Origin of the sequence: Pseudomonas kuykendallii (assembly GCF_900106975.1) — a bacterium.
GTDB lineage: Bacteria > Pseudomonadota > Gammaproteobacteria > Pseudomonadales > Pseudomonadaceae > Pseudomonas_O > Pseudomonas_O kuykendallii.
The window spans coordinates 373,039-395,071 of the sequence record NZ_FNNU01000004.1 but is presented as its reverse complement, the minus strand read 5'-3'; the positions used below and the strand labels follow the sequence as shown (position 1 = coordinate 395,071).

Here is a 22,033-nt window from a genome sequence, read left to right as displayed (position 1 = left end):
TATGACAAGCGGGGTTTCTCGGTAATTCGTTCATATATATTCCCGAATGAAAAAAGCATGCATTCGCGGACTTCGCCGGTTTGATCGGGCGTCCGGCGAAGTGCAGTCCGATGCGTATATGACCACTACGACATAGTCGTTCCCGACAAACAGGGAAGTCGCCGAGGTTACCCCCTCCGATTATCGAACGATGCTTCGCGGCCATCCCCGCAAGGCGCCTCCGTTTGTCGTCAAGAAGGATTCTGCGCCCAGGAGTTTCGTGCATGAACTACAGAAGCATCAACGACGTGTCCTACCTGGCCACCCGCTTTGCAACCCGCATTCCGCCTGATGTAGAGCTCGTCGTGGGCATTCCGCGAAGCGGCATGCTGGCCGCCAGCATCATCTCCCTGAAACTCAATCTTCCGCTGACCGATCTCTACTCGTTCCTGCGCAACGACGACCTGAAGAAGGGCAGTACCCGGACCTACAAGTTCGCGACCCGGAGCAAACCTCAGGAGGCGAAGAAGATTCTTCTGGTGGACGACAGCATCTCTACGGGGAAGTCCATGCAGGCCGCACTGGAACAGGTCAGGGCCGCATATTCCGGCGACGTGGTGAGCCTGGCGGTATTCGCCCAAAGCGATAATACCGCGCAGGTCGATGTGCACTTCGAAGTTGTCCCGCAGCCACGACTGTTCGAGTGGAACATCATGCATCACCCGTTATTGATGTCCGCTTGTCTGGATATCGATGGCGTCCTCTGCGAAGACCCCACTCCCGAGCAGAACGACGACGGCCCGCGTTATATCGAGTTCCTCAACACCGCCAAACCGCTGTTCATTCCGTCCACCAAGGTGGCCGCGCTGGTCACCAGCCGGTTGGAGAAATACCGCGGCGAAACCGAAGCATGGCTGGCCCGCCACGGGGTTCAGTACGAAACCCTGTACATGGTCGACCTGCCTTCGGCCGAGGAGCGGCGGCGCCTGAACATCCACCACAAGTTCAAGGCCGAGGTCTACGGCAAGAACCTCAGTTCGCGGCTGTTCATCGAGAGCGAGGAATTCCAGGCGCAGGAGATCATGCGCATCACCGGCAAACCGGTGTTCTGTATCGCCACCAACCAGATGTACGTGGCCGGCAACCTGCTGCAGCAGATCAAGCTCAACGCGCTACGCAAGGGCGTCGGGCTGAAGCGCCGAATCAAGGATCGCCTGAAGAAGTTGCGCGCGCTGGTCTACCCCAAGCCTCCGATGGAAAACGTCTGACAAAAGAACGGCGCCGTAGGGCGCCGTTTTTGGTTCAGGGTTTCGCGCCCCGTTGCTGCTCGCGGCGGAACTGTCCTGGCGGCATGCCGTGACGTTTGCGGAAACAGCGCGAAAAGTAGGCTTCGTCGGTGAAGCCGCAGGCGAGGGCGACGTGGGCGAGGGGCTTGTTGCCGTTGATCAGGTGGGTGCGCGCCAGGCGCATGCGGCGTTCCAGCACCAGTTCGGAGAAGCTGCTGCCGGTTTCCTTGCGCAGCAGGTGGGTGAGGTAGTTGGGCGACAGAAACGCCGCCGCCGCGGCGTCCTTGAGGTTCATCCGCGGGTCGAGCAGGTGTTCGCGGATGTACCTGGACACCCGGCCCATGGCATCCCGCCGGCCGCGCTTCTCGGCCTTGTTCGCCGACAGCGCCAGCAACTCGTTCTGGTAGCGTGCGCAGACCAGGCCGATCAACTGCAGCAGGTAGCCCTTGAGGATCAGCTCCGAGCCGAAGTGGCGCGCGCCGTCCACCGCGCGCATCCGTTCCAGCAGCTCGGCGACCGGGCCGAATTCGTCGTCGTCGAGGATGAAATCCAGGTGCTCCTGGAAGCGGAACGGCGCCAGTTCCTGCGCCTCGCTGAGCGGAATGTCCTCCAGGTCCAGCGCGTCGCAGCGCACCTGCGGCAGGAGGAACTCCTGGGCGAAGTTGATCAGCACGAAGTTGCCGTCTTCGGGGTGCGGGATCACGTGCAGGCGATGCGGCAGGATGAACGCCAGGGTGTTGCGCGGGAACGGTCGGATCGCACCGCCGATGTGCTGCAGCGTGTCGCCGCCCAGGTTGATCTGGATCTGGAAGTACTCGTGCCGGTGCGGAGCGGTCAGTGCCGGGCGCGCCTGCTTGTCGCGGATGTAGAAGTCCGCGCGGTCGCTGCGCTGGTGCATGCCGTACGTGGGCACGCGGGACGGATCGGGCATGTTCGGCGTAACCGGAATCTCGGGCGGTGAAGGCCGCAGGGTGATCGGGGAGGGCGAGCGCGGGTGCGCTGCGCCATCCTATCTGCTTGTGGGAGCGCCCTGGTCCTGGAGAGTTCGCCGCTGCGCGCCTTAATCAGCGTGCTGCGATGTCCAGGCTGAATTCGGCGATGCCCTCGATGCCGCCTTCGAGGCGGTCGCCTGGCTGCAAGGCGCCGACGCCCGCCGGGGTGCCGGTGAAGATCAGGTCGCCGGCCTTGAGCTGCACCGATCGCGAGAGATGGGCGATGACGTCGCTGACCGGCCAGATCTGCTCGGCCAGGTCGCCGCGCTGGCGCTCCTCGCCGTTCACCTTGAGCCAGATCGCGCCGCGCTGCGGGTGCCCAGCCACGCTCGCCGGCACCAGCGCGCTGCAGGGCGCGGAGCCGTCGAAGGCCTTGGCCCATTCCCACGGGCGACCCATCTTCTTGGCCTGCGCCTGCAGGTCGCGGCGCGTCAGGTCCAGGCCCACGGCGTATCCCCAGACGTGATCCAGCGCCTGCGCGGGGTCGATATCGACCCCGCCCTTGCCGATCGCCACCACCAGTTCCACCTCGTGGTGCAGGTCGGCGGTGAGCGGCGGATAGGCGAGGGTGCCCTCGGCCGGGACGACCGCGTCGGCCGGTTTCATGAAGAAGAACGGCGGTTCGCGGTCCGGGTCGTGGCCCATCTCGCGGGCGTGCTCGGAGTAATTGCGCCCGACGCAGAACACCCGGCGAATCGGGAAGCGCGCGAACTGGCCGGCGACGGCCACCGAGGGCAGGGCGTTGGGGGCGATCACGTAGTCACTCATGGCAGGTCTCCTGTCGGTTTGCTTGCCAGCAGTGTGCGCAAGCCGCCCCGCGCCGGGTTGGAGAGAACTACGCGGGTCTTGGACGGAGCAACGCAGATCGCGTCCTAGCGGCTCAGTTGCGCCAGATAGAACGCGACTTCCTCCTCCAGCCAGCCGGCGAATTCCTCCTGCTTGCGCCGGCTGCTTTCGCGCGGCGGCCAGACCAGCCAGTACGGATGCGCATAGGGCACCGCGATCGAGGTCAGTTGCACCAGTTCGCCGTGTTGCAACGCGGCGTGGACCAGGCTGCGGCGCTCCAGGGCGATGCCCTGCTGCAGCCGCACCGCTTCCAGCACCAGGTTGGAATCGTTGATCCACAGGCCCGCGCTGTCGGAAGGTTCCTCCACACCGGCCGCCTGGCACCAGCGCAGCCAGGGCTCGCCGGTGCGGATCAATGGCAGGCGCATGGCCGCTTCGGGGGTGTCCGGCAACTCGCCGCCGTTGAGCCGTGGCGAGGCGACCAGGATCAGTTCGTCGTCGAACAGCTTCTTCTGCGTCGCTCCTTCCCAATTGCCCTGGCCCATGCGGATCGCCACGTCGATGGCCTCCTGGCGGATGTTCTGCAGGCCCAGGCTGGCTTGCAGGCGCACCCGGTAACGCGGGTATCGCGCCTGGAAACCCGGCAGCCGCGGCAGCAGCCAGCTCAGCCCGAAGGAGGGCACCACGGCGATCACCAGGTCGTCGCGGCCGGGGCGGTCCTGCACCAGCCGCGTCGCCTCGGCGATGTTCGCCAGCGCGTGGCGAATCTGCAGCGCATACAGCCGGCCGTCCTCGGTCAGCGTCAGGCCGCGGCCCTCGCGGACGAACAGCGACAAACCGAGCAACTGTTCGAGCAGCTTGATCTGCTGGCTGATCGCCGAATGAGTGACGTGCAGTTCACCGGCCGCCAGGGTGATGCTGCCGAGGCGGACGACGGTTTCGAAACTGCGCAATGCGGAGAGCGGGGGAAGTGTGGTCATGTAAGCAAATCTAACAGAATTGCTTAATTTCTATCGATTTTCGCACGGCAGATTAAGCGCTAATTTAACTGCCATGGAGCCGCCATATGGCGCCCAGGGAAACAGCTTGGCGCTATCCACACTCAAAGGAATTCGTTAATGAAACTAATAGGTATGCTGGATTCGCCCTACGTCCGCCGGGTCGCCATTTCCCTCCGGCGGCTGGGCATTGCCTTCGAGCACGAGCCGCTCTCGGTGTTCAGCACCTTCGAGCGTTTTCGCCGGATCAACCCCGTGGTGAAGGCGCCGACGCTGGTCTGCGACGGCGGCGAATCGCTGATGGATTCCACGCTGATCATCGACTACCTGGAGGCCCTCGCCGGGCCGGGCCACAGCCTGATGCCTTCCGCACTCCCAGACCGGTTGCGCGCGTTGAGGGTGATCGGCCTGGCGCTCGCCGCGGCGGAGAAGACCGTGCAGATCGTCTATGAGCGGAACCTGCGCCCGGTGGAGAAACAGCACGCTCCCTGGCTGGAACGGGTCAACGGCCAACTGCTCGCGGCCTACGCCGAGCTGGAGGCCGAACTGGTGCAGCGGCCACTGCAGGGTGGCGAGACGATCGGCCAGGACGGCATCACCGTCGCCGTCGTCTGGAGCTTCACTCGCATGATGCTCGGCGATGCGCTCGATACCCGCGCCTATCCCGCGCTCGACGCCTTCGCCAGCGAAGCCGAGCGCCTGGCGATATTCCTCGAAACACCGGCGCGTTAGCCGCCCGAAACCCCGCCTGCGCGGAAGGAGGTTGCGATGAAAAAACAACAGAAGGGCTATGCGCTGGTGATGCGCGGGCAGCTATCCCCGGCATCGCGCCCCCCGTACTGGCGCCGGCTGCTTGCCCTGCTGGCGCGCTGGCAGCGCCTGGCGGCGCAGCGCCGTCACCTGGCGAGCCTCAGCGACGCGACGCTCAAGGACATCGGCCTGACCCGGGTGGACGTCGAGCAGGAATTCAACCGCCCGTTCTGGGACGACCAGCCGCGTGGCTGAGTGGCGGCGCGCCAGCGCTCCTGCTCAGTGCGCATCCGCCGGCGGCGCGGCCGGTGGCACGATCTTGTGCATCAGCGGCACCAGCGCGGTGGCGACGATGAAGCAGCACATGATGGTCAGGAAGGCATCCGAAAAGGTCTGCGTCTGCGCCTCGCGGTAGGTCAGCAGCCAGAGCTGGCGCAAGGCGGCGGTGCTGCCTTCGATGCCGCTCTGGCCAAGGCTGGCGAAGGTGCCGCCGACCTGGTCGAGCCAGCGGTTCAGCGCCTCGTTGCTGCTGTTGAGGTGTTCGGCCAGGCGGGTGAAGTGCAGGTTGGTGCGGTCGTTTAGCAGGGTGGCGCAGGCGGCGATGCCAATCGCGCCGCCGAGGTTGCGCATCAGGTTGAACAAGCCGGAGGCGTGCTTGAGGCGCGCCGGAGCCAGCGCGCCGAGGGTCAGGGTGACCGCCGGCGGCACCGCCAGTTGCTGGGCCATGCCGCGCAGGGCCTGCGGCAGCAGCAGTTCCCGGGCGCCCCAGTCATGGGTGAGCGGCGAGAAATCCCACATCGATACGGCGAACAGCGCCAGGCCGGCCATCAGTATCCAGCGCAGATCGATGCGGTTGGCGAGGAATGCGTAGAGCGGGATCGACATCACCTGGAACACGCCGGTGGAAAACACCGCGAGGCCGATGTCCAGCGCGCTGTAGCCGCGCACTCGACCGAGGAACAGCGGTGTCAGGTAGATGGTGGCGAAGAGGCCGATGCCGGTGACGAAGGAAAAGAAACAGCCGAGGGCGAAGTTGCGCTCCTTCAGTGCGCGCAGGTCGACGATCGGGTTGGAGACGATCAGGCTGCGGCTGACGAAGGCCAGTGCGGCGATGGCGGAAATCCACGCGGTGGCGACGATGGTGCTGTCGCTGAACCAGTTCCAGCGTGGGCCTTCTTCCAGGGTGTATTCCAGGCAGCCGAGGAAGATCGCCATGAACGCCATGCTGGCGTAATCGGCGCCCCTGAGCAGCGACAGGTCCGGCTTGTCGATGCGCACCAGCATCGGCACCGCGACGGCGACGAAGATGCCCGGCACCAGATTGATGTAGAACAGCCAGTGCCAGGACGAAACCTCGGTGATCCAGCCGCCGATCACCGGCCCCAGGGTCGGCGCCAGCGACGCGATGGCACCGATGGTGGAGGCGGCGATGACCTTCTGCTTGCCGCTGAAGAAGATGAACGCCGAGGTGAACACCATCGGGATCATCGAGCCGCCGAGGAAACCCTGCAGCGCGCGGAAGGCGATCATGCTCTGGATGTTCCAGGCCAGGCCACAGAGCAGGCTGGTCAGGGTGAAGCCGATCGCCGAGGCACAGAACAGCCAGCGCGTGGAGAACACCCGCGACAGCCAGCCGGACAGCGGGATCACCACGATCTCGGCGATCAGGTAGCTGGTCTGTACCCAGGCGGTCTCGTCGGCGCCGGCGGAGAGCCCGCCGCCGATGTCGCGCAACGAGGCGGAGACGATCTGGATATCCAGCAGCGCGATGAACATGCCCACACACATGGCGGCGAAGGCGAATACCTTCTGGGCGGTGGGCATGCTGGCGGCATCGAATGCCGGGGCGCCGGCGGCAGCGCTCACGGCACGCTGGCCAGCGGCGCGGAGGCGGCTTCGGCCTGCGCCCTGGTGTCCACCGAGGCGGTCACCGAAAGCCCTGGCCGCAACTGGCCGAGCAGGCCGTCGGCCGGATCGAGGATCACCCGCACCGGGACGCGCTGGACGATCTTGGTGAAGTTGCCGGTGGCGTTCTCCGGAGGCAGCACGCTGAACTGCGCGCCGGTCGCCGGCGCCAGGCTGTCCAGGTGGCCGTGGAACTCGCGGCCGGGTAGTACGTCGGCACGCACGCTCACCGGTTGGCCGGGGCGCATCTCGGCAAGCTGGTCTTCCTTGAAATTGGCATCCACCCAGAGCCCGCTCGCCGGCACCACCACCAGCAGTTGCGTACCGGCAGCGGCATAGGCGCCGACCCGCGCACGGCGGTTGCCGATCACCCCGTCCACCGGCGCGCGCAGTTCGGTGTAGCTCAGGTCCAGCTGCGCCATCTCGCGTTCCGCGTTCGCCTGCATCAGCGCGGCGCGGGCCTGTTGCTTCTGCGTGGCGATCACATCCAGCTGGCGCTGGGCGGCGAGCAGCCCGGCCTGTGCCTTGGCCTGGTTCGCCTGGGCGGTCTTGTAGGTGGCTTCCACGCGCTGCGCGTTCTCCACCGAAACGGCGTTCTTGCTGACCAGCGAAACGTAGCGCCGGTTGTCGTTGCGCGCGCGGTTCTGCTCGGCGCTGGCGGATTCGATATCCGCACGGGCCTGGGTGATCAGCGCCTGCTGCAGATTCAAGGTGGCATCCAGGTTGGCCAGCAGCGCCTGCTCGGCCGCCACCGCACCCTCGGCGCGGTCGAGGCGAGCGCGGTAATCGCGATCATCGATCTTCACCAGCAGGTCGCCGGCGCGCACCGGCTGGTTGTCGGTCACCGCCAGTTGCGTGATGTAGCCGGCAACCTTCGGCCCGATCACCGTCACGTCGCCACCGATGTAGGCATCGTCGGTGTGCTCGATGAAACGACCGACCTGCCACCAGTGCAGCGCATAGAGCGCCGCGGCGACCAACAGGGCGATCAGCAGCAGTAGCGCGACGACGCGCTTGAACGGCTTGCCGCGCGCAGGTTTCAGCGTGGTGGCCTGGGTGGCGGGCTCGATGCCGCTCAGTGAAGTCATGGCAGGGTCACCGAGGTGGCGGGCAGTTGGGCATCACGTTCGGCGCGCCGCCGCCGGCCGCTGTCCAGCCGCCGATGCAGGGCTTCGTCCGCCGCCGGGCCTGGGCGCACCACGTGCCGCTCACGGCTGATGGGCGCGCCGCTATGGGCGTCGATCAGCTGCAATCGCACGGGCTGCTCGCTGGCCTTGTCGGCAAGCAACACGCTGGCGCCGCCCTTGGCGAAATGCCTGTTGCCCCAGTCCATCAGCGTCAGCAGCACCGGCCGGAAGTCACGGCCACGGTCGGTCAGCAGGTAATCGTGGCGCAGCGGTTTTTCACTGTAGATGCGGCGCTCCAGCAACCCGCTCTCGACCAGCCCGTTGAGCCGCCGGGTGAGCATGTTCGGTGCGATGCCGAGGCTTTTGCGGAAATCGTCGAAGCGGCTCAGCCCGTAGAAGGCATCGCGCAGGATGAGGATGCTCCACCACTCACCGACATGATCGAGGCTCCTCGCGACGGGACATTGCGTGCTCTGGAAGCGGGTTTTCTTCATCGCGAACGATCCTAGGGCTTTAGAATTACAGTCATAATCTAAATGGGTGAATTTCACTCTGCAAGTGACTCCTGCAGGTTTTTCGTCGAAGCGGGTTTCATGCGAATCACGCGAAAATGCCGGCGTCTGCCCTGGATGCGCGGCTATTTCACGGAAGATCAACGGTTTATGAAGGTTCGCAGGCGCTGCCGTTGCCGGCAGCGAACCTCCACGAGACTGACGACGCGCCCCACGGCCAGCCGCGGCCTTTGGCTGTCCAACTTCCGAACGCGCTTCAATTCCCAAACACTTTCTGGTAAAAAGAGCGCCCTCAGCGGGCGTCGTATAATGGCATTACCTGAGCTTCCCAAGCTCATGACGAGGGTTCGATTCCCTTCGCCCGCTCCAGAATCGCTTTGCCAGGCCCCGTTTTCGGGGCTTTGTCGTTTCTGGAGGCTGGCTTTTGGTGGGTTGCGGGGCGGGAAGGCTCTGGCGATTGCTTGCGGGGATTCGTGGGCCTAGCTCGATAGCCGTTCCACACGGGCCTGTCCCAGCCAGGCCAGCGTCTCGGCTGCGGGGATGGGGCGGCTGAACAGGTAGCCCTGCACCTGGGTGCATCCCAGGCTGGTGAGGGCGGCCAGCTCCTCACGGGTTTCGACGCCTTCGATGACGCACTCCATATCCATGTCGTGGGTCAGGCCCACCAGCGATTTGACGATCTTGAAGGTCGCCGGATTGTGCTGGATGCCGGCGACGAAGCTGCGGTCGATCTTCAGCTTGGTGAGGGACAGCGCGTGCAGCTGGCTGAGGCTGGAATAGCCGGTGCCGAAGTCGTCCAGCGAGATGCCGCAGCCCAGTTGGCGAAACTGGATGATCGCGCGCTGCATCTGCGCCATGTCCTGGACGATGGCGGTTTCGGTGATCTCCAGGTCCAGGCGGGCGGGGTCGAATCCGCTGTCCCGGATCAGTGCGATGATCTGCTGGACGCTTTCATGTGACCCACAGTCGATCGCGGAGAGATTGAAGGAAAGGCGTATGCCCTCCGGCCAGGCGTGGGCTTCGCGGAGCGCCTTGCCGAGCAGCGGAGGCGTCAGCCGGCTGATCAGGCCCGTGTGTTCGGCCACGGGTATGAACACGCCGGGCGCGACCTGACCCAGCTCGGGGCTGTTCCATCGGGCCAGCGCCTCGAATGCCACGGTCTCATGGCTGTGGCTGTTGAGGATCGGCTGGAACAGGACGTAGAACTCATCCTCCATGTCGGCGCGACGCAACGCCTGCTCGGTCATGGCGTCGCGATGCAGTTGTTCGTGGTGGCTGGCGGAGAACAGGCAGACGGTACCCGGATTGCTGCGCTTGCCCTGGTACAGCGCGTAATCGGCGTACTCATAGAGCTGCGTGGTGTCGGAGGCCGAGCCGGGAAACGTGGCGATGCCCAGGGTCGCTCCGATGTGGATGGGCACGTCGGCGAGCATGAACTCGGTGCGCAGCAGGCCGCAGGCCTTGCGGCCGAGGGCCTGCAGCGATTCGTCGCTGAGGTCGTCCTTCATCACCAGCGCGAACTCGTCGCCGCCCAGCCGCGCCACGTGCACGGTCGGGCTGGACAGTTCCAGCAGGCGTTCGGCGACCAGCGTCAGCACCTTGTCCCCGACGCTGTGGCCGTACAGGTCGTTGACCGGCTTGAAGCCATCCAGATCGAGAATGCCCACTGCCAGGCGTTTGCGACTTTTCAAGGCCTCGGACGTCGCGTTGTCGAGGGTGGTGAAGAATTGGCGCCGGTTCGGCAGGCCGGTGAGGCTGTCCAGATTGGCCAGGCGAAGGTTCTCGTTGCTCAACTGCTCGGTTTTCGCCTGTGCGTTCACCAGGCTGGTGAAATCGCGGTAGTTGTTCTGCAGGACGATGAGCATCGCCGACGATACCAGCAGGATGTTGATGGACGTCGCGATGAACGTCGGGTTATGAGTGGAGGCGAAAAACACCACGAACGCCACGTCGACCACCAGCGTGGTGATCAGCGCCGCCGAGCGCAGGTGCATCAGGCAAAAGATGCAGACGATCACCGTGATGCCCATGAAAAACGCCACATGCGCCTGGGCGTAGGCATCGCCATAGGGATAGAGGGCCAGGGACCAGGCGGTGAATCCGGCGGCGATGAACGGCGCCAACTGATTGGTGCGCGTCAGCGTGGCGAGAATGTCGGCCTCGGAAACCGGGTCGTTCCGGTTGCGCCACCAGATCTGCGCACGCCAGAAACTGATGATCGTGAGCAACGCCGGCATTGCGAGGGTCAGCCAGCCGGGCGCCGTATCGAGATGGGTAACGGCGAGCGCCCAGGTATTCACCAGAAGGATGAAATACATCATCGGCAACTGGCGGGACAAGGCGACGTACTGGGCCCTCAACAGCCGAGGATTGTCGCGGGGCACAGACATCAATGTCAGCCACAATCCCTTCACTCTTCCTATCATTGCAGCGCTTCTCTGCCGCTTGAATGGGGGCCGGATCAGTCTGCGGTCCGGGTCATTGGTCATGAACGATCCAGCTTCCCAACCTCCGTTTCTGGCCGCTCCGGCCTGTATTGCAATGGGGCCGGTGAGTGACTTCAAGCGTAGCACAGGCCCCGTCGTTCGGCGGTTCCGGAGGCGAGGTAGCTAAGCGGTGGACAGGCGCGCCGTCGCTTCGTTCTCGCGGATCGGCAGGCCTGACGGGGCGGCGGATGAGGGGGAGCCGAGGCTCAGACAGAATGACGCAGCAAGGGTTCCAGTCGGTCGCACTGCGGGCAAAATGTCGCGGCTTCGGCCGACGTCTTGAGCATGGTCAAGCTCCTGGAAAAGCCATTGGCGCATCCTCTGCGAACGTGAAATCGACAGAACAAGACACCACGCCAATGGCCAAGAAATTTCCCTTGAACCCCAAGCATCCCGAGCGCATCTGCTGGGGCTGCGACCGCTACTGCGCGACCGATGCGATGGACTGCGGCAATGGCGCCAGCCGCACCCAGCATCCGGCGGAGCTCTTCGGCGAGGACTGGCATGCCTCCGGCGACTGGGGGCTGGACCTCCAGGTCGACGAGCTGGCGCCCCGGCGCGAAGAACGCTGAGCGGATTCGCGCCAACCCGAGCACTCCCGCGCTCAGGCCTTGACCCAGCGCTGACGGCTCCAGCCGCTCAAGGCGTCGACGGCGAACACCAGCGCCAGCATGGCGATGATCACGCTGCTGGCCTGGGCCTCCTGGAACAGGCTCAGGTGCACGTAGAGCATCTGCCCGAGGCCGCCGGCGCCGACGAAGCCAAGCACGCTGGCCATACGGATGTTGTTTTCCCAGCGATACAGGCTGTAGGCGAGCAGTTGCGGCCAGAGGATCGGCAAGGTGCCGTAGACGAACGCCAGCACGGCGCCGCCGCCCTGCAGGCGGATCGCCTGGGCCGGCGCCTGCGGGGTGTTTTCCAGCGCTTCGGCGAACAACCGGCCGAGTACGCCGGTGGTGTGCAGGGCGAGGGCGAGGGTGCCGGCATTCGGCCCGAGGCCGGCGGCGAATACCATCAGCGCCGCCCAGACCAGTTCCGGAATCGCCCGCAGTGCGTTCAGCAGCAGCCGCGCCGGGTTCGCCGCGGCCCAGCCGAAACGCCCGGAAGCGGGCAGCGCGAGCAGCAGGCCGAAGACGGCCGAGAGCAGCGTGCCCACGGCCGACATCGCCAGGGTTTCCAACGCGCCCTTGCCGATCGCCCCGAGGTGCCCGGCGCTGAGGTCCGGGCTGAGGAAGCGCCTGGCGTAGTCGCCCATGTGGCCGAGGTTCTCGCTGCCGGTCAGGGCGCCGAGATCGATGCGTAGGTAGGCGAACGCGGCAATCACTGCCGCCAGCAATGCCAGCAGCAGGCCGGCGTCCAGCAGACGCTTCATCCCAGCCTCCCGCGCAACAGGCGGCTGAGCAGGTCGGCCAGCAGCACCAGGACGAAGAAGGTCAGCAGGATGCTGGCGACTTCGCTGCCGGCGAACATGCGCAGCGAGAGATCGATCTGCTGGCCGAGGCCGCCGGCGCCGACGAAGCCCATCACCACCGAGGCGCGGATCGCGCACTCCCAGCGGTAGACGCTGTAGGAGAGCATTTCCGCCGCGGCATTCGGCAGTACGCCATAGAGGAAGGCCGCCAGCCGACCGCTGCCAGCCTGCATCAGGGCGTGGGCCGGGCGCTGGTCCACCGACTCGAAGATTTCCGCATAGACCTTGCCGAGCATGCCGCTGTAGGTGATGGCGATGGCCAGAACGCCGGCCGTGGGGCCGAGGCCGACGGCGCGCACGAACAGCAGCGCCCAGACGATCTCCGGCACGCTGCGCAGGAAGATCAGCAGGCCGCGCACCGGCCAGCGCAGCAACTGCGCCCACCACAGCGGCTGGCCGCCTCGCACTGCGGCGGACAGCGACAGCGCGCGGCTGGCGATCAGGCTGGCGGGCAACGCGATGAGCAGCGCCAGGGTCATCCCTGCGGTGGCGATGGCCAGGGTCTGCAGGGTGGCGTCGAGCAGGATCTGCAGAAACTCGGCGTCCCTCGCCGGCGGCCAGAAACCGGCTAGGAAGCGGCCGACCTCGCTGCTGCCGGACTGCAGGAATACCCCGAGGTCCAGTTCGCTCAGGCGCACGCCCGGCCACAGCAGGACAATGGCCAGCAGCGCGATCAGCAGGCGCGGCAGGGCGGCCGGGTCGCGTTCGGCAGTCTTCAGCATCGGGGAATCTGTACGGCCGTGGCCCCGATGTGCGGCGGGGCCGGCGGGAGCAACTGCTCGTTGGCGTAGAGGGCGTCGAGCAACCCTCGGTCGACCTCTGCGGCGGGGCGGTCGAAGACGATTCGGCCTTCGCGCAGGCCGATCACCCGGGGGAAGTGCGCCAGCGCCAGTTCCACCGTATGCAGGCTGGCGACCAGCGTCACGCCATGCTCGCCGGCATGTCGGCAGAGCACCGAGAGCGTGTGGTCGGCCAGCACCGGGTCCATCGCCGACACCGGCTCGTCGGCCAGCAGCAACTCCGGCGCCTGGTACAGCACGCGGGCGATGCCGACCCGCTGTAGCTGGCCGCCGGACAGTTGCTGGCACTGGGCGAACAGTTTGTCCGCCAGATCCAGCTTCGCCAGTTGCCCGCGGGCGCCGGGAATGTCCAGCGGATAGAGCAGGTTGAGCAGGCTTTTGGCCAAGCCCCACTGGCCGAGCTTGCCGGCCAGCACCGCGGTGACCACGCGCTGGCGCGGTGGCAGCGGCGGCGCTTGATGGATCAGGCCGATGTGTGTGCGCAGCTTCTGCCGCTGGCGTCCGGACAGTTGCCAGGGCTGCCGGCCGAGCACCTCGAGCCGCCCCGAACTGGGCGGCCTGGCGGTGCCCAGCAGGTTCAGCAGGCTCGACTTGCCGGCACCGGACGGGCCGATGATGGCGACCCGTTCGCCGGCTTCGATGCTCAGGTCCACGCCACGCAGGGCGTGGCTGCCGTCGCGATGCTGCAGGCCGGCCTGGGTGAGGCGCAGGGTCATTTCAGCAGGTCGGCGGCGCGCGCGGCTTCCTCGATGCCCTTGTAGTTTTCCGGGCTGGTTTCGATGAAGCGGCTGGCCGCCTGCAGGTCGAGGATGGCTTTCTGCTCCGGGACGGCCGGGTCGAGGGCGAGGAACGCGGCCTTCAGCTTGGCGGTGATGGCCGGGTCGAGGCTGCCGCGCACGGTCCAGTTGTAGTCGTAATAGCTGGGCGTGGTGGCGAAGACGTGCACCTTGCCGATGTCGACCTTGCCGCTGTCCACCAGCTTCTGCCAGACGCTGGCGTTGAGCACGCCAGCGTCGACCTTGCCGGCCTGGACCCAGGCGGCGGTGGCGTCATGCGCTCCGGAGTAGGCCACGCGGCTGAAGTAGGTTTCCGGCTTGATGCCGTCCTGCAGCATGAAGTAGCGCGGCATCAGGCTGCCGGAGGTGGAAGAGATCGAGCCGAAGGCGAAGGTCTTGCCCTTGAGATCGGCGAGGGATTTCACCGCTGGATCGGCGCTGATGAATTTGCTGGTGAACTGCGCATCCTGCTCGCGTTGCACCAGCGGAATGGCGTCCTTGGCTTTCAGGTGCACCTGCACGAAGGTGAAGCCGCCGAGCCAGGCCATGTCCAGGCGATCGGTGGCGAGCGCTTCGACCACCGCCGGATAGTCGGCGACCGGGACGAACTCGACCTTCATGCCGATCTGCTTCTCCAGGTATTCGCCCAGCGGCTTGAACTTGCGCAGCAGTTCGGTGGGGGCTTCGTCCGGAATCGCGCTGACGCGCAGCACGTCGGCGGCGCTGGCGAGGGTGGCGGTCAGGGACAGGGCAAAGCCGGCGGCGAGCGCGAGGGATCGCTTGAGCATGGGAGTTCTCCGGTTCAATGGCGGAAAAAGGAAAGAGATGCCGCCGCATGCTTCGCGGCGGATCGCGGTGGCGGCGATTATAAGAAGGATGACTGTGACTGCCAGCGATTGTCTGCAGTTTCGCTCGACGGATGGTCGTCGCGAGCCGTTGTCCGCGCGACGGGGCGCCGACTGCAAGCGTTCGAACTCCAGCGCTTGGTGTCCTCCATGGATTCACGGTTTCGCCGTGGCGCCATGGCGGCACCGGGTCGCGAGCGTTGTCCCTGTCCGCGTGCATCCGCCTCCAGGCCGCAGGCGTGAACCGATGGAGCGACGCGGGCAGGCGCGGCCCGCTTTGCTAGAATCCGCCGCCACAGTCCCGAGGTACCCCGATGAGCGAGCCTATTCGTCTGACCCAGTACAGCCACGGCGCCGGCTGCGGCTGCAAGATTTCCCCCAAGGTCCTGGAAGTGATCCTCGCCGGCAGCGGCGCGCAGAACCTCGACCCGAAGCTCTGGGTCGGCAACGCCTCGCGCGACGACGCGGCGGTCTACGCGCTGGACGACGAGCGCGGCGTGGTTTCCACCACCGACTTCTTCATGCCGATCGTCGACGATCCGTTCGACTTCGGCCGCATCGCCGCGACCAATGCCATCAGCGACATCTACGCCATGGGCGGCGATCCGCTGATGGCCATCGCCATCCTCGGCTGGCCGGTCAACCTGCTGCCCGCGGAAGTGGCGCGCGAGGTGATCCGCGGCGGCCGCGCGGTGTGCGACGCCGCCGGAATTCCGCTGGCCGGCGGGCACTCCATCGATGCGCCCGAGCCGATCTTCGGCCTCGCCGTCACCGGCGTGGTGGACAAGCGCCACATGAAGCGCAACGACACCGCCCGCGTCGGCAGCCGCCTCTACCTGACCAAGCCGCTGGGCATCGGCATCCTCACCACCGCCGAGAAGAAGGCCAGGCTGCGTGCCGAGGACGTCGGCCTGGCGCGGGACTGGATGTGCACGCTGAACAAGCCCGGCAGCCGCTTTGGCAAGCTGGCCGGAGTCACCGCGATGACCGACGTCACCGGCTTCGGCCTGCTCGGCCACTTGGTGGAGATGGCCGATGGCAGCGGGCTCAGCGCGCGCCTGGAGTACGCCCGGGTCCCGCGACTGCCTGGCGTCGAGCACTACCTCGCCGAAGGCTGCGTGCCCGGCGGTACCCTGCGCAATTACGAGAGCTACGGCGAGCGCATCGGCGCGCTCAGCGAGGAGCAGCAGCACCTGCTCTGCGACCCGCAGACCAGCGGCGGCCTGCTGGTGGCGGTGAGCGTCGAGGGCGAAGCGGAGTTCCTCGCCGTTGCCGCCGAGCTCGGGCTGGACCTGGCGCCGATCGGTGAGCTGGTCGAGCGACAGCGTTACGCGGTCGAGGTCTGCTGATGCGAGACAACAGCGCCGACTACCGCGAAATCTTCCTCAACGACCTGCCGATGATGGACGCCCGCGCACCGGTCGAGTTCGACAAGGGTGCCTTCCCCGGCGCCGTCAACCTGCCGCTGATGACCGATGTCGAGCGCCAGCGCGTCGGCACCTGCTACAAGCAGCACGGCCAGCAGGCCGCCATCGAACTGGGTCACCAGCTGGTTTCCGGCGCCACCAAGGCCGAGCGCATCGCTCGCTGGGCGGCGTTCGCCCAGGCCAACCCGCAGGGCTACCTGTACTGTTTCCGCGGAGGCTTGCGCTCGCAGATCGTCCAGCAGTGGCTGGAGAGCGAGGCGGGCATCGCCTATCCGCGGGTGGTCGGCGGCTACAAGGCGATGCGTACCTTTCTCCTCGAAACCACCCGCGAGGCGCTGGAGCGGTGCGCGTTCGTCGTCGTCGGCGGGCTGACCGGAACCGGCAAGACCGACGTCATCGCCCGGCTGGACAACAGCCTCGACCTCGAGGGCCACGCGAACCATCGCGGCTCCAGTTTCGGCAAGCGCGCCACCGGGCAGCCGTCGAACATCGATTTCGAGAACCGCCTGGCCGTCGACGTACTGAAGAAGCGCGCCGCCGGCATCGAGCAGTTCGTGGTCGAGGACGAGGGGCGGATGATCGGTCGCTGCGCGCTTCCGCTGGAGCTGTACCAGGGCATGCAGGGGTTCCCGCTGGTCTGGCTGGAGGATGCGTTCGACGACCGGGTGGAGCGCATCCTGCGCGATTACGTGGTCGATCTGTGCGCCGAATTCGTCGACCTTCAGGGCGAAGCCGGCTTCGAGCAGTATGCCGCACGGCTGCTGGAGAGCCTGGGCAACATCCACAAGCGCCTCGGCGGTGAGCGCTACCAGCGCTTGCTGGCGATCATGCAGGCGGCGCTCGACGAGCAGCGCCGCAGCGGCGCGGTGGACCTGCACCGCGGTTGGATCGAGGGGCTTCTGCGCGAGTACTACGATCCGATGTACGCCTTCCAGCGCGAGAGCAAGGCCGAGCGCATCGAATTCGCCGGCAAGCAGGACGAACTGGTGGACTACCTGCGCGAACGCGCGCTGCGCAGCCGTCGCTGAGCGGCGGGGCTGGTCAGGCGCCGGGCCTGCCGGAGCCCAGCACCGTCTGCTCGACGAAGGTGTTGCTGGCGATCGCGCCCGGCGGCGATTCGGCGTTGACCTCGAGCGGTATGGCGGCCGGAAGGATCTCCACGGGCGTTTCCTGGAATTCGGCCACGGGCAGGGCTTTCCAGCGGTACTCGGCAACGAGAATGAACAGCGTCAGCGTCAGTTCGCAGAGGACCACGATGACCGCGGGAGCGATCAGCCCGAACACCGGGATGAAGATCCAGTTCAGGCCGACGCTGAGCAGCCCGCAGAACACCCGCATCTTGACGAAGATCGCGTAGCGCTCCTTGGCCACCCAGTACATCTCGAACACCACGTTGACCAGCCGGAAAATGAAGAAGCAGGCCATGATCTTGAGGATCAGCGAGGCGCCGGCGTAGGTGTTCGGATAGAACAGGTGGAACAGGAACAGGGCGAAGATCTGGTACGCGGCGAACATGGCCAGCGACAGGCCGAAGGCGAGCACGATGAACTTGCGCTGGCCGAGTTCGTTGTAGCCGCGGGAGATGCGCGGCATGTACAGCGACCAGAAGGCGGTGACGGCGATCTGGCCGATGGCGATGAACGAGGTGGCGGCGGCGTAGATCGCCAGGTGCTCGGAGTCGAGGAGGGCCTCGATGAGAATCCGGTCCGCGCCGAAGTAGAGGAAGAAGGCGAAGAAGGAAATGGTGAACGGCAGCCAGGAGCGCCACAGCGTCAGCATCTTTCCCAGCGTCGCGAAGACCTGGGTATTGGCGGCGAAGAAACCCGGCTCACGGATGCAGCGCAGGTAGAACCAGGCCAGGTAGGCCACCATCGCCACGCTTGCGCCGAGCGCCACGGAAAGGATCAGGTTGCCGGTGAGCAGGAAGACGCCGATCTTCACCGCGAAGGGCAGCGATTTGAAGAGCGAGTCAAGCGACGAGAAACGCACCAGCCGGTCCTGGCGCTGGTAGTGAAAGAACAGGCAGCGCTGCAGGACGGCAAAGGCCAGCGCCTCGGGCAGGAAGCAGATCAGCAGGTAGTAGGACGCGTTGGTGCCGCCGACCTGGCCCAGGTAGAACATCGTGGCCATGACCAGAATCAGGTAGCCCACGGTCGCCGGGAGGAACAGGTTCTCGCCGCTGGAAAGGCCCTTGGCGATGGCGCCCTTGCTCAGCAGGTAATCGCGCAGGCCGAAATCCGAGAAGCCGACCACCACCGACACCAGCACCATGCTCAGCGCCAGCGAGCCGTATTCCTCCAGCGAAGAATGCTTGGCCACGAGGATCAGGAAGAGGAAGTTCAGCAGCGGTTGCAGGACCATGGGCACGAAAACGAACGCGATCTTGGCGATCTCGCTATCAGACTTCTTCATACCAGCCCCATCCTTTGTGCATTTTTATCCTCGGACTGCGTGTCGTGCGTAACACCCGTGTCCCGCGACGGAAATTGACCCGTTTTCTCGCAATAACGTTCGGCGGTTTTGAAAATATGCCAGTGGCTCGTCCCGGTGATCGCCCGGACGTGAGGAATAGTAGTAGGGGAGCCAGTGGTGTTGCGGATCGAGAGAAAATCCATGGCCATCCACCCCCTGCACCACGAACGGCCCGTTGCTGGCGGGAGCACGGGCTGACGAGGCATTCAGTTACGTCTGGATCGGAGACGCAGATGGCGTTCGGGGTTCCCGCCAGAAAAGGCCGGACGTGCCGCGAACCGGGACAGCTGCGTGCCAGAGCATGCGCCGTTTCCCGGTAACGGCCAACTGCCACCTATCGGCTCGGACGGGCGGCTGCAGGCACCGTGGTTGGCGGCCTGTGGGGCGTTGGCGCGCGTCCCGGCCGTGCGCGAAAAGCGGCCTGTGTGGCCTGGTCGCGCCTTTCAGGCTGGGATCTGCTGAGGGCCGTGGTGGCTTGCCCGCGGCTGGGCGCCTCGCGTCAGGCGACTAGTCCGGTTCGATGCCATCCGCCAGGCCGTCGGCCGACGAGGCGTCTGCCACCGCGCGTTGCAGCGCCTCCAGTTCATCCGCGCGCAGTGCGCGGTAGGCGCCTTCGGCGAGCGCCGGGTCCAGCTGCAGCGGCCCGATGCTCTGCCGGTGCAGGCGCAGCACCGGGTTCTGGAAGTGGCCGAACATGCGCTTGACCTGGTGGTAGCGCCCCTCGACCAGCGTCAGCAGCGCATGGTGGCTGTCGAGAATCCGCAGTCGGGCGGGGCGGGTGGTGAGGTCCTCGAAGCGGAAATACAGGCCGCGGGCGAAGGCCTCGATGTATTCCTCCAGGATCGGCTCGCCGGTCTCGACACGGTAGACCTTGGGCAGGTGCGTCTGCGGCTGGGTCAGTCGTCTCGACCACTGGCCGTCGTTGGTGATCAGCAGCAGCCCGGTGGTGTTCAGGTCGAGGCGCCCGGCCAGGTGCAGCTCGTGCTTGTCCGGCTCGTTCAGCAGGTCGAGGACCGTGGGATGTTCGTCATGCTCGGTGGCGCTGACCCAGCCGGCCGGCTTGTGCAGCATGAAGTAGCGCGCCGGCTTGCCGGCCTGCAGCAGTTCATCGTCCAGCTCGATGCGACTGAACACACGCACCTCGTGACGGCCATCGGTAACCGGCTCGCCGTCGACCCGCACGCGCCGTTCCACCAGCAGGCGCTGGGTCTGCTGACGGTTGAGCTGCGGCAGGTTGGCGATAAAACGATCCAGGCGCACGCGTCAGCCCGGCTCGTCGAGCGTGGCGCAGTTCGGGCACAGGCAGGCCTTGTCGCGTGCCTCTTCCGGCAGGCGCGCGAGGGTGCCTGGCGAAACCGGCGTGGAGAAGCACCAGCAGGGCAGCTTGCGGGTCGCCGGGTCGCTCTGCGCGCAGCGGTTGGCTTGCCCGCACAACGGGCAGCGAGCGGGATCGACGGAGGATGCGGCGCGAGCGCCGGAATCGGTGGGCAGCGGCATGGACGGCGGGCCTGGTTGAACGCGCCGCCATGCTAGCGTGGCGCCGCCGGGGCGTCACGCGCCGGGCGGCGCGCGGTCGCGCCGGGGTCAGCGGCTCTTCATGTAGGCGCGCCAGCCGCCGAACGAGGTGATGTCGGTGGCGCCTTGCAGGCCGTAGGGCTCGCAGATGAAACCGGTTTCCCAGCTGCCATCGGCCAGTTGCACCTTGCCCAGGCCGAGTGGCGCGGGGATGCCGGTGAGGAAGGAGCCCAGCTCGGCGCTCGACAGCTCCCAGACTTCCACTTCGATGGCCACGCCGCCCTCGGCGACCCGCACCATGCCCGGGCGGAACGGCGGGCCGCCGGCCAGCGCATGGAGCTGGTAGTCAGGCGAGCTGTGTGTGGTCTGCAGCAACCGCCCGCCACGCTTGCGCAGCTGCCAGTTCAGCGGCAGGCCGTCCAGGTGCGCACCGCAGACCACCACGCGGGCCCTGTCGTTGCGCGACGGCGTGGCCGAGGCGACGGCGTCCAGCGCCCATCCACCCACCAGCGGCAGGTTGCGTTCGCCCTGCAGTGCGTCGGCGATGCCGAGCAGGTACTGGTCGGTGAAGGCGCGGCCGAACAGCGTCACGCCCCACGGCAGACCGTTGGCCATGAAGGCGCTCGGCACGGCGACGGCGGCGTAGTCCAGCAGGTTCATGAAGTTGGTGTAGTAGCCGAGGTCGGAGTTGCGCGCGACCGGTTCGGCGTGCAGTTCGGCCAGCGTTACCGGGCGTGGAATGCTTGGCGTCAGCACGCAATCCAGACCCTCGAACGCCTTGTCGCAGATCGCCTTGAGTTCCTGCAGACGGTACTGCGCGCGGAACGCCTCGACAGCCGTGGTGCCCGGCGCCTTGGCCAGCACCGCGCGGATCACCGGCAGCACGGCTTCCGGGTCATTCTCCATCAGCTCGCCGGCGACGCTGTAGCGCTCGGCGACCCACGGGCCTTCGTAGAGCAGGCGCGCGGCCTCGAGGAAGGGCGCGAAGTCCAGCGGCACAGGGGTGCCGCCGAGGGCTTTCAGGCTGGCGACGGCCTCGGCGAACAGGGCCGGGCTTTCCGTGCAGCCGAGGAACTCCAGCTGGGTCGGCACCCCGAAGCGGAACGGACGTGGCTTGCCGAAGGCGCTGCCGTCGTTCCACAGCGGGTTGGCGCGGCTGTAGGCGTCGCGCGGGTCGAGGGCGGCGGTCAGGGCGAGCAGCTGGCTGGCTTCGCGGGCGCTGGCGGTGAAGAAGCTGACCACGTCCAGGGTGCGGCAGGCCGGTACCACGCCGGCGGTGGACACCAGGCCCTTGGTCGCCTTCAGCCCGACCAGGTTGTTCAGCGCCGCCGGCACGCGGCCGGAGCCGGCGGTGTCGGTGCCCAGCGAGAAACTCGCCACGCCCAGCGCCACGGCCAGCGAGGAGCCGGCGCTGGAGCCGCCCGACGGGTAGTCCGGGTGCACGCTGTTGCGGCATTCGCCGTAGGGCGAGCGGGTGCCGTTGAGGCCGGTGGCGAACTGGTCGAGGTTGGTCTTGCCGATCGGCACCGCGCCGAGGGCGATCAGTTGCTCGACCAGCGTCGCCGAGCGCTCCGCCGTGTAGGCGAAGGCCGGGCAGGCGGCGGTGGTGGGAATGCCGGCCAGGTCGATGTTGTCCTTCAGCGCGAAGGGCACGCCGAACAGCGGCAGGCTGTCGGCGGCCTTGCCGTCCAGTGCGGCGAGGTAGGGTTCCAGCTCTTCCACGCTGAGCAGGTGGATGAACAGGTTGAATTCCGGGTTCAGCGCGGCGGCTTTTTCGCGCAGGGCGAGGATCAACTGGCGTGGGTTCAGGCGGCCTTCGGCATAGGCGGTTTTCAGGGCGCCGAGGCGCAGGTCGAATTCATGGGTCATCGCAGTTCCCTCGTAGGGTGCGCCGTGCGCACCGCAG

Annotated in this window: 21 protein-coding genes, 1 tRNA gene and 1 pseudogene; 7 read left to right on the top strand and 16 right to left on the bottom strand. The window is 66.5% G+C overall.

What is annotated here, in order from left to right; translation table 11 throughout:
• Positions 1-263: 263 nt before the first annotated feature.
• Positions 264-1,247: a phosphoribosyltransferase family protein gene (locus BLV15_RS15145; RefSeq protein ID WP_090229966.1), complete on the top strand. Its 984-nt coding sequence runs from the start codon at positions 264-266 to the stop codon at positions 1,245-1,247.
• A 34-nt stretch (positions 1,248-1,281) separates the two neighbouring features.
• Here BLV15_RS15145 and BLV15_RS15140 read toward each other — a convergent pair whose 3' ends face one another.
• The 3 genes from BLV15_RS15140 to BLV15_RS15130 form a co-directional block, all read right to left on the bottom strand.
• The gene (locus BLV15_RS15140) at positions 1,282-2,196 is read right to left on the bottom strand and encodes a helix-turn-helix transcriptional regulator (RefSeq protein WP_090229964.1); all 915 of its coding nucleotides are present in this window, start codon (positions 2,194-2,196) and stop codon (positions 1,282-1,284) included.
• A gap of 133 nt (positions 2,197-2,329) precedes the next feature.
• Positions 2,330-3,025 carry a fumarylacetoacetate hydrolase family protein gene (locus BLV15_RS15135; protein ID WP_090229961.1) on the bottom strand — a complete coding sequence of 232 codons (696 nt, stop codon included), beginning with the start codon at positions 3,023-3,025 and terminating at the stop codon, positions 2,330-2,332.
• Positions 3,026-3,129: 104 nt separating this feature from the next.
• Entirely contained in the window at positions 3,130-4,023 is an 894-nt protein-coding gene (locus tag BLV15_RS15130) for a LysR substrate-binding domain-containing protein (protein ID WP_090229960.1), read from the bottom strand.
• Between the two features lie 138 nt (positions 4,024-4,161).
• Between BLV15_RS15130 and BLV15_RS15125 the strand changes: the two genes are divergently transcribed.
• Entirely contained in the window at positions 4,162-4,773 is a 612-nt protein-coding gene (locus tag BLV15_RS15125; RefSeq protein WP_090229957.1) for a glutathione S-transferase, read from the top strand.
• Positions 4,774-4,809: 36 nt separating this feature from the next.
• Complete coding sequence (locus tag BLV15_RS15120) at positions 4,810-5,046, top strand: DUF1127 domain-containing protein (protein WP_090229954.1); 237 nt, start codon at positions 4,810-4,812, stop codon at positions 5,044-5,046.
• Positions 5,047-5,070: 24 nt separating this feature from the next.
• On the opposite strand, the gene BLV15_RS15115 is transcribed toward BLV15_RS15120, so the two are convergent.
• From BLV15_RS15115 to BLV15_RS15105, 3 genes are read right to left on the bottom strand one after another with little or no spacing between them, the layout of a single operon-like run.
• On the bottom strand, positions 5,071-6,657 hold the full coding sequence (locus BLV15_RS15115; protein WP_175534370.1) for a DHA2 family efflux MFS transporter permease subunit: 1,587 nt from the start codon (positions 6,655-6,657) through the stop codon (positions 5,071-5,073).
• The gene (locus BLV15_RS15110; protein ID WP_090229950.1) at positions 6,654-7,784 is read right to left on the bottom strand and encodes an HlyD family secretion protein; all 1,131 of its coding nucleotides are present in this window, start codon (positions 7,782-7,784) and stop codon (positions 6,654-6,656) included. The genes BLV15_RS15115 and BLV15_RS15110 overlap by 4 nt, the downstream gene beginning before the upstream one ends.
• The gene (locus BLV15_RS15105; RefSeq protein WP_090229947.1) at positions 7,781-8,317 is read right to left on the bottom strand and encodes a winged helix-turn-helix transcriptional regulator; all 537 of its coding nucleotides are present in this window, start codon (positions 8,315-8,317) and stop codon (positions 7,781-7,783) included. The genes BLV15_RS15110 and BLV15_RS15105 overlap by 4 nt, the downstream gene beginning before the upstream one ends.
• A 313-nt stretch (positions 8,318-8,630) precedes the next feature.
• On the opposite strand from BLV15_RS15105, the gene BLV15_RS15100 reads away from it, so the two are divergent.
• Positions 8,631-8,704: transfer RNA gene (locus BLV15_RS15100), tRNA-Gly, on the top strand.
• Between the two features lie 110 nt (positions 8,705-8,814).
• Here the strand turns inward: BLV15_RS15100 and BLV15_RS15095 are convergent.
• Positions 8,815-10,761, bottom strand: a complete 1,947-nt coding sequence (locus tag BLV15_RS15095) for a putative bifunctional diguanylate cyclase/phosphodiesterase (RefSeq protein WP_090229945.1) — start codon at positions 10,759-10,761, stop codon at positions 8,815-8,817.
• Between the two features lie 419 nt (positions 10,762-11,180).
• On the opposite strand from BLV15_RS15095, the gene BLV15_RS15090 reads away from it, so the two are divergent.
• Positions 11,181-11,393: a DUF3079 domain-containing protein gene (locus BLV15_RS15090; protein WP_090229943.1), complete on the top strand. Its 213-nt coding sequence runs from the start codon at positions 11,181-11,183 to the stop codon at positions 11,391-11,393.
• Positions 11,394-11,425: 32 nt separating this feature from the next.
• On the opposite strand, the gene phnE is transcribed toward BLV15_RS15090, so the two are convergent.
• Genes phnE through BLV15_RS15070 form a run of 4 tightly spaced genes read right to left on the bottom strand, consistent with a single transcriptional unit; the run spans position 11,426 to position 14,656 of the window.
• Positions 11,426-12,193 (bottom strand): phosphonate ABC transporter, permease protein PhnE, encoded by a 768-nt coding sequence (phnE, locus tag BLV15_RS15085; protein WP_090229941.1) that lies wholly within the window; start codon positions 12,191-12,193, stop codon positions 11,426-11,428.
• The gene (locus BLV15_RS15080) at positions 12,190-13,014 is read right to left on the bottom strand and encodes a PhnE/PtxC family ABC transporter permease (RefSeq protein ID WP_090229938.1); all 825 of its coding nucleotides are present in this window, start codon (positions 13,012-13,014) and stop codon (positions 12,190-12,192) included. Before BLV15_RS15080 ends, phnE begins: the two co-directional genes overlap by 4 nt.
• Positions 13,008-13,808 carry a phosphonate ABC transporter ATP-binding protein gene (locus BLV15_RS15075; protein ID WP_090229936.1) on the bottom strand — a complete coding sequence of 267 codons (801 nt, stop codon included), beginning with the start codon at positions 13,806-13,808 and terminating at the stop codon, positions 13,008-13,010. Before BLV15_RS15075 ends, BLV15_RS15080 begins: the two co-directional genes overlap by 7 nt.
• Positions 13,805-14,656 carry a putative selenate ABC transporter substrate-binding protein gene (locus BLV15_RS15070; protein WP_090229933.1) on the bottom strand — a complete coding sequence of 284 codons (852 nt, stop codon included), beginning with the start codon at positions 14,654-14,656 and terminating at the stop codon, positions 13,805-13,807. Before BLV15_RS15070 ends, BLV15_RS15075 begins: the two co-directional genes overlap by 4 nt.
• A gap of 371 nt (positions 14,657-15,027) precedes the next feature.
• Between BLV15_RS15070 and selD the strand changes: the two genes are divergently transcribed.
• Both selD and mnmH read left to right on the top strand, forming a co-directional pair.
• Positions 15,028-16,062 (top strand): selenide, water dikinase SelD, encoded by a 1,035-nt coding sequence (selD, locus tag BLV15_RS15065; RefSeq protein ID WP_090229930.1) that lies wholly within the window; start codon positions 15,028-15,030, stop codon positions 16,060-16,062.
• Positions 16,062-17,168 carry a tRNA 2-selenouridine(34) synthase MnmH gene (gene mnmH, locus BLV15_RS15060; RefSeq protein WP_090229928.1) on the top strand — a complete coding sequence of 369 codons (1,107 nt, stop codon included), beginning with the start codon at positions 16,062-16,064 and terminating at the stop codon, positions 17,166-17,168. The genes selD and mnmH overlap by 1 nt, the downstream gene beginning before the upstream one ends.
• A 13-nt stretch (positions 17,169-17,181) precedes the next feature.
• Here the strand turns inward: mnmH and BLV15_RS15055 are convergent, their stop codons facing one another.
• From BLV15_RS15055 to atzF, 5 genes and pseudogenes are all read right to left on the bottom strand, one after another.
• A complete protein-coding gene (locus tag BLV15_RS15055) occupies positions 17,182-18,552 on the bottom strand; it encodes an oligosaccharide flippase family protein (RefSeq protein ID WP_090229925.1) in 1,371 nt (456 codons plus the stop codon).
• Positions 18,549-18,755, bottom strand: a complete 207-nt coding sequence (locus BLV15_RS21890; RefSeq protein WP_139210729.1) for a hypothetical protein — start codon at positions 18,753-18,755, stop codon at positions 18,549-18,551. The genes BLV15_RS15055 and BLV15_RS21890 overlap by 4 nt, the downstream gene beginning before the upstream one ends.
• 436 nt (positions 18,756-19,191) lie before the next feature.
• A pseudogene (locus BLV15_RS15050) lies at positions 19,192-19,872 on the bottom strand (pseudouridine synthase); the annotation flags it as partial.
• Between the two features lie 3 nt (positions 19,873-19,875).
• A complete protein-coding gene (locus BLV15_RS15045) occupies positions 19,876-20,109 on the bottom strand; it encodes a cysteine-rich CWC family protein (RefSeq protein ID WP_090229921.1) in 234 nt (77 codons plus the stop codon).
• An 87-nt stretch (positions 20,110-20,196) separates the two neighbouring features.
• The gene (atzF, locus tag BLV15_RS15040; RefSeq protein ID WP_090229918.1) at positions 20,197-21,996 is read right to left on the bottom strand and encodes an allophanate hydrolase; all 1,800 of its coding nucleotides are present in this window, start codon (positions 21,994-21,996) and stop codon (positions 20,197-20,199) included.
• Between the last annotated feature and the right edge of the window lie 37 nt (positions 21,997-22,033).